Genomic DNA, 6,662 nt, shown 5'->3' on the forward strand with positions numbered 1-6,662 from the left:
ACCTGCAGATGCTGCACGGTCGCTTCGGCGACTGGCACCTCGCCCTGGCCGCCTACAACTGGGGCGAAGGCAGCGTCGGCCGCGCCATCGCGAAGAACCGCAGAGCTGGGAAGCCAACCGACTACCTGAGCCTCAAGATGCCGGCCGAGACCCGGCTGTATGTGCCCAAGCTGCAGGCGGTGAAGAACATCGTGGCACAGCCTGAGGTCTTCGGCCTCGAGCTGCCGCCGATCGAGAACCACCCTTACTTCCTGAGCGTGCCGATCCAGCGCGACATGGATGTCGAGCTGGTGGCCGATCTGGCCGGGCTGTCGATCGAGGAGTTTCATGCGCTGAACCCCTCACTGAAGCAGCCGGTGATCCTGGCGGCCGGCACCCCGCAAGTGCTGCTGCCTTACGACAATGCCAACGCTTTCGTGCGCACGCTGCCTGATCACGTGGGGCCGCTTGCGAGCTGGACTGCCTGGGTCGTGCCGCGCACCATGAAAACCGCCGACGCCGCCAAGCAGCTCGGCATGAGCGAAGCGACGCTGCGCGAGATCAACCGCATTCCGCCGCGCATGCAGGTGCGCGCGGGCTCGACCCTGCTGGTGCCGCGAAACGGCAAGCGCGATGCAGACGTGAGCGAAAGAGTGGCCGACAACGCGACCATCTTGCTCTCGCCCGAGTCGCGCTCCGAGGGGCGGCGCACCACCGTCAAGGCACACAAGGACGAGAGCGTCACCGTCTTCGCCAAACGCCTGGGGATCAGCGCGGACAGCGTGGCGAAGTGGAACAACATCTCAACCCGCGCAACGTTCAAGAACGGCCAAAGGGTCATCGTGGAGTTGCCGGCCAACTGGGGCAAGCCCAAGGGCAGCACCGTGCGCAAGACCGCCGGCAAGCGCAGCCCACGGCCGGCGGCGGCGACCAAGGGCCGTGTCGCCCGGCCGAGCCGCTGACTGCGTTGGCCCGTAGCTCGTCTGCGGCAGGCTCGAGCGGCAAGACCGGCGGCGCTCTTGCAAGACTCCCCCGGTCTTGGCCTGGGCAAGCCGCCAAGGCTGGATTCGTCGGCCGCTCAGTAGCCTGCTGAAAACAGGATCGCGATATTGACCGCCAGCGCCAGCGCCCACACTACGGATCGCGCCAGAGCGCGATCGGCGAGGTAGCAGCCGACGTAGCCCAGCCGCAGCGCAACCCAGGCCAGCGCCAGTGCTTCGAGCCGCGCCGCCGGCGCATCGAGCGCCAGTGCGATGGCGACGGCGCCGATGAACAAGGGCAGGGCTTCGAAGCAATTGGCCTGCGCCGCATTGGCCCGAGCACGGTGTCCGCCCTGGCGCGCCAGCCAGTCACGCGGCAGATTGTTGTCGTAGCCGCCGTCCTTGCGAGGCGTCGAGAAACGCCCGGCTTTGGCGATGCCGGCACAGGCGACGGGCATCAGGGCAGCGGCCAGCACGCACAGCAGCAGGATCGTCATCGCACGGTCGCTTTCGTCAACGCGCTCAGCGCCGCTCACTCAGCGCATGCGCAATGGTGCCGAGGTCCACGTATTCGAGCTCGCTGCCCGCCGGCACGCCACGCGCCAGGCGCGTGACGGTCACGCCGCGGCCCTTGAGCGCCTGCGCGATGGCATGCGCGGTGGCTTCGCCTTCGGCGGTGAAATTGGTGGCGACGATCAGTTCCCGCATCTCGCCGCCTTGGCCACTTTCGACGCGATGGATCAGCTCCCGCAGACCGATGTCGTTCACGCCGATGCCGTCCAGCGGCGACAGCCGCCCCATGAGCACGAAATAAAGCCCTCGGTAGCTGCCGCTGCGCTCGATCGCGGCCTGGTCGGCCGGTGTCTCCACCACGCACAGGAGTGCTCGCTCGCGCGAGGGGTCCAGGCAGGTGCTGCACACCTCGGCTTCAGTGAAGGTGTGACAGCGCTCGCAGTGGCGCACCGTCTCGACCGCCTGATCGAGCGAGCGTGCGATCTGTCGCGCACCTGCCCGGTCGTGTTGCAGCAGGTGGTAGGCCATGCGCTGCGCCGACTTGACGCCGACGCCGGGCAGGCGGCGCAGGGCCTCGGTCAGAACGTCGAGTGCCGAAGCGCCGGCCACGCTTACCCCGGTCTTCCGCCGCGCAAGCGCGAGAGGGAGCAAGACAGTGCACCCACCACGCCGCTGTGACGCGCAGGATCGGCCTGAGCGCTCGGCGTGCTCATCAGAACGGCAGCTTCATGCCCGGCGGCAGGGGCATGCCGGCAGTGAGCTTGCCCATCTTCTCTTCGCTGGTCACGGCCGCCCGGCGCACCGCGTCGTTGAAGGCGGCGGCGACCAGGTCTTCGAGCATGTCCTTGTCATCGGTGAGCAGGCTCGGGTCGATGGTGACGCGCTTGACGTCGTGCTTGCAGCTCATCTGCACCTTCACGAGACCGGCGCCCGACTGGCCCTCGACCTCGATGGTGGCCAGTTCGTCCTGCGCGCGCTTGAGGTTGTCTTGCATCGCCTGCGCCTGTTTCATCAGGCCGGCCAGTTGTCCTTTGAGCACGGGTTTCTCCCTGAAAAGCTAAACGGGTTTGATCGATCCCGGCACGATGCGGGCGGTCTTGAACTGCGCCATGACGTCGAGCACGAGCGGGTCGTTGCGGATCAGGGCTTCGGCCTCGCGCTGGCGTTGCTCGCGAGCTGCGGCGTCACGCCGCGCGGGCGTGTCGCCCACCGAACCGGCCTCGATGTCGAGTTTGACCGCATGGCCGAGCGCTGCCGCAAGCGCCCCCTGCAGGCGCTCGGCATGGGCCGGGTTGCGCAGCGGCTCGCGCTCGACGCGCAGATTGATGCGGGATTCGCCGGCGTCGATGGCAGTGCATTCCGATTGCAGCGCCAGTTCACGCACCATGGCGGCGATGGCGCCGGCCGCCAGCAGCTGAGCGACGAGCGCGGCCCAGCGGTCGCCGATCGGGTTGGGTGCCGCCGCAGCCGCCAGCGACGGCGCCGCAGTCTCTTCGACAACAGCCTGCGGCGTCGGTGAGTCCTGCATCGCGTCGTCATCTCGGCCGGCGCGCGGCACTGTCCGCTGCCGAGGCACCGGCTCGGCGACGCATTGCACCCCGTTCAGAGCCGCCCGTGCCGGAGTCGCGGGCTCGGCGGCGTAAGCGTCCATGGGAATGTCTTCCCACGGCGGCATGTCGGAGGGGGTGTCGTGCCGCACGGGGTTCGCAGGCGCCGGCTGAGGTGCGGGGCGTGCGGCGTTGCCATTCACGGCCACGGGCGCTACCGACACGCTCGACGCCGCCGGTGTACGCGCAAGGGGCAGCGCAGCAGCGGCCGGTCGGGTCAGTGACCCGCTCGCCTCGATGGGCGGCTGACTTGGAATGGCAGGTGGACGAGGCGTGCTCGTCGGTGCTGCAGAAGAGGGCGCCGCAGGCGCAGCGCCTGCTGCCGCTTCGGTGCCCGAAGTCTGGCGCGGCACCGCTGCGGGCCGCGCTGCGCCAGCCGGCCGAAAGGCCAGCATGCGCAGCAGCACCATCACCAGCCCGCTGTATTCGTCGGGCGCAAGCGGCAACTCGCCGCGGCCGTGCAGCGCGATGCTGTAGAGCACCTGCGTTTCGTCGGCCGGCAGCACGCCGGCGAGCCGCTCGATCTGCTCAGAATCGGGATCGTCTCTGTCGAGCGCATCGGGCACGACGTGCAGCACCGCCATCTGCTGGAGAAGGCTCGCCATTTCCTCGAGAGCACCCTCGGCAGCCAAGCCCTCGGCTCGCAGCGTGTCGACCGCAGCAACGACGGCCGCGCCATCCGCGCCGGCCAGCGCATCGAGCAGCGCCAGCACATGGCTGCGGCCGACCGTGCCGAGCATCTGGCGCACGCCGGCCTCCGACAGGCTGCCGCCGCCGAAGGCGATGGCCTGATCGGTGAGCGAGAGCGCGTCTCGCATGGATCCGCGGGCGGCGCGCGCGATCAGGCGCAGCGCGGCCAGCTCGGCGTCCACCGCCTCGGCGGCCAGCACCTGCTGCAGCCGGCCGAGCACCGTCTCGGGCGCCATCGGCCGCAGGTTGAACTGCAGGCAGCGAGAGAGCACGGTGGGCAGCACTTTCTCGGGATCGGTGGTGGCCAGCACGAACTTCAGGTACTCGGGCGGCTCCTCCAGCGTCTTGAGCAGCGCGTTGAAGGAGTCCTTGGTGAGCTGGTGCACTTCGTCGATCATGAAGACCTTGAAGCGGCCCACTGCCGGCTTGTAGGCCGCGCGTTCGAGCAGGTCGCGGATCTCGTCGATGCCGCGGTTGGAGGCGGCGTCCATCTCCACGTAATCGATGAAGCGATCAGCGTCGATTTCGGTGCAGGCGCGGCACACGCCGCAAGGCTCGGGCGTGATGCCGCCGGCATCATCCGGCCCCGTGCAGTTCAAACTCTTGGCGAGGATGCGAGAGACCGTGGTCTTGCCGACGCCGCGCGTGCCGGTGAACAGGTAGGCATGGTGCAGGCGCTGCGTGGTGAGCGCGTTGACCAGAGCCTGCACCACGTGCTCCTGGCCGACCATCTCGCCGAAGCTGCGCGGACGGTACTTGCGGGCCAGGACCAGTGAGCTCATGCGCTCGATTCTACGGGTCGCTCACTGGCCGATAATCGCCGACTCGCCGCGACGGCGACCCGCCGAACGACCCCTCATGACCCGCAAAGACACCCCCGCCGAGGCGCCGCTCAGCTACGAACAGGCCGGCGTCGACTACGACTTGATCGACCCGATGAAGGTCGCCGCGCAGCGCGCCGCCAAGAGCACCGCGAGGCATCTGAGCGCACACGGTTTCAGCGAAGTCGCGGCCTCGCGTGGCGAATCGGCCTATGTCGTGGACGTGGGTCCGTTCTACCTTGCGAGCATCGTCGAATGCCTGGGCTCGAAGGCGGTGGTCGCCGACGAGATGAAGGCGCTCACCGGCAAGAGCTACTACGGGGCCATCGCGCAGGACACCCTCGCGATGGCGATCAACGACCTCATCACGGTCGGCGCCACACCGCTGGTGGTGCAGGCCTACTGGGCCGCCGGTGGCAGCGAATGGTTTGCCGACGGCGAGCGCGCGCAGGCGCTGGTCGAAGGCTGGAAAGCAGCCTGCGACGCCTGCGGTGTGGCCTGGGGCGGGGGCGAAACGCCGGCGCTTGCCGGCATCGTGGAGGCCGGCCGCATCGACCTCGCAGCCTCATGCACCGGGCTCATCAACCCAAAGGAGCGGCTTTCGGTCGGCGACAGGCTCGCACCCGGCGATGCCATCGTGCTGCTTGCCTCGAGCGGCATCCATGCCAACGGCCTGAGCCTGGCCAGAAAGCTCATCGAGCGCCTGCCGCAGGGCTATCTCACCGAGGTGGCACCGGGCCTGAGCTACGGTGACGCGCTGCTGGCGCCGACCACACTCTACTCGCCGGTCACCGAGGCGCTCTACAAGGCCGGCATCACGCCGCACTACTGCGCCAACATCACCGGGCATGGCTGGCGCAAGCTCCTTCGCCATCCGGCCGAGCAGACCTACCGCATCCACACGGTGCCGCCGGTGCCGCCGGTGCTGCGCTTCATTGCCGAGCAGGCCGGCCACGATGCGCGCGAGGCCTACAGCACGCTCAACATGGGTGCGGGTTTCGCGCTGTTCGTGAAGGCCGTGGATGCCGAGCGCACGGTCGAGACAGCCCGCGCCCAGGGCGTTGCCGCATGGGTTGCCGGAGCGGTCGAGGCGGGGCCGAAGCAGGTGGTCATCGAGCCGATCGACGTGACGTTCGGGAATGACGATCTGCGGTTGAGATAGGCGCTGCCATGACGTTCACGTTTTGCCGTGGTGGTGGCAAGGTGCTGGTTTGTCTATAGCTGCTCGTTGAACAGGTACAGCGCGCGATCCTTCAGCTTGTGCCAGGCGCCTCGCTGCTTCCATGAGCCAAGCTCGAGCTCGACGCACTGCGCCATGTCTCGCTTGAAGATCTCCTCGAACTCTCGCGCCAGGGCGGCGTCGTTGATGCCCAGGGTGATTTCGTCGTTGATCTCGAACGACCGATCGTCGAAATTGCTCGACCCGATCGCGCACCACAGACCGTCGATCGTCATCACCTTCTGGTGAAGAAGCGTCTTGCCGTACTCGAAGATCCGTACGCCCCCTTCCAGCAGCCGCTCGAAGTTGTGATGGGCCGCGTGCTGGACGATGGGCATGTCGGACGCCTCGGCCGACGGAACCATCACACGGACGTCCACGCCACGCTTCACCGCTACCTTCATGGCCTCGATGGCTTCCACCTCCGGCAGGAAATAGGGGTTCTGGATCCACAAGCGTTCCCGTGCGAGGCACAGCACGAGGTGGTGCAGGATCTTGACCGCCGGTGCGGCCCGCTCCGGCTTGACCCGCGCCACATGCACGGCCACGTCGCCGGTGCGCTTCAGGACAGGAAACACATCATCGCCCACGAACATCTCTCCAGTCTCGCCGACCCAGTTCTCGCTGAACGCCGACTGCACGGTGGTGACGACGGGACCGCTTACGCGAACGCTGATGTCGCGGACGTGCTCACTGTCCTGCGCGTCGCCGAGCCAGGAATCGACTATGCAGTGCCCACCGACGAACGCGGTCCGCCCGTCCAGGACGACGATCTTTCGGTGGTCCCTGCGATTGAGCACGCCGATGTTGCGCAAACGCTTGTCGTGGTATCGGACGACCTTGCAGCCTGCGG

Annotated in this window: 7 protein-coding genes; 2 read left to right on the forward strand and 5 right to left on the reverse strand. The window is 67.9% G+C overall.

Features of this window, described 5'->3' with window-relative positions:
- The coding region (locus tag H0W38_RS13380; protein ID WP_367162065.1) for a LysM peptidoglycan-binding domain-containing protein at positions 1-941 on the forward strand (941 nt) is incomplete at its 5' end.
- A gap of 116 nt (positions 942-1,057) precedes the next feature.
- Here H0W38_RS13380 and H0W38_RS13385 read toward each other — a convergent pair.
- The 4 genes from H0W38_RS13385 to dnaX form a co-directional block, all read right to left on the reverse strand.
- Positions 1,058-1,456, reverse strand: coding sequence for an MAPEG family protein (locus H0W38_RS13385; RefSeq protein ID WP_292454820.1), 399 nt, complete (start codon positions 1,454-1,456; stop codon positions 1,058-1,060).
- 25 nt (positions 1,457-1,481) lie between these two features.
- The gene (gene recR / locus H0W38_RS13390; protein ID WP_292454822.1) at positions 1,482-2,081 is read right to left on the reverse strand and encodes a recombination mediator RecR; all 600 of its coding nucleotides are present in this window, start codon (positions 2,079-2,081) and stop codon (positions 1,482-1,484) included.
- Between the two features lie 103 nt (positions 2,082-2,184).
- Complete coding sequence (locus tag H0W38_RS13395) at positions 2,185-2,511, reverse strand: YbaB/EbfC family nucleoid-associated protein (protein ID WP_292442782.1); 327 nt, start codon at positions 2,509-2,511, stop codon at positions 2,185-2,187.
- Between the two features lie 18 nt (positions 2,512-2,529).
- Positions 2,530-4,551, reverse strand: coding sequence for a DNA polymerase III subunit gamma/tau (gene dnaX, locus H0W38_RS13400; RefSeq protein WP_292454825.1), 2,022 nt, complete (start codon positions 4,549-4,551; stop codon positions 2,530-2,532).
- Positions 4,552-4,627: 76 nt separating this feature from the next.
- On the opposite strand from dnaX, the gene H0W38_RS13405 reads away from it, so the two are divergent.
- Positions 4,628-5,752, forward strand: a complete 1,125-nt coding sequence (locus H0W38_RS13405) for an AIR synthase-related protein (protein ID WP_292454827.1) — start codon at positions 4,628-4,630, stop codon at positions 5,750-5,752.
- A gap of 53 nt (positions 5,753-5,805) precedes the next feature.
- On the opposite strand, the gene H0W38_RS13410 is transcribed toward H0W38_RS13405, so the two are convergent.
- Positions 5,806-6,662: phosphatidylserine/phosphatidylglycerophosphate/cardiolipin synthase family protein (locus H0W38_RS13410; RefSeq protein ID WP_292454831.1), on the reverse strand; the 857-nt coding region annotated here is incomplete at its 5' end.

Origin of the sequence: Methylibium sp. (genome assembly GCF_013817365.1) — a bacterium.
Taxonomy (GTDB): Bacteria; Pseudomonadota; Gammaproteobacteria; order Burkholderiales; family Burkholderiaceae_C; genus Methylibium.

What these genes read in the sequence shown, in the direction of transcription:
- H0W38_RS13385 (WP_292454820.1), bottom strand. Translation starts at nt 1,456, where the DNA reads ATGACGATCCTGCTGCTGTGCGTGCTGGCCGCTGCCCTGATGCCCGTC.
- dnaX (WP_292454825.1), bottom strand. Translation starts at nt 4,551, where the DNA reads ATGAGCTCACTGGTCCTGGCCCGCAAGTACCGTCCGCGCAGCTTCGGC.
- H0W38_RS13405 (WP_292454827.1), top strand. Translation starts at nt 4,628, where the DNA reads ATGACCCGCAAAGACACCCCCGCCGAGGCGCCGCTCAGCTACGAACAG.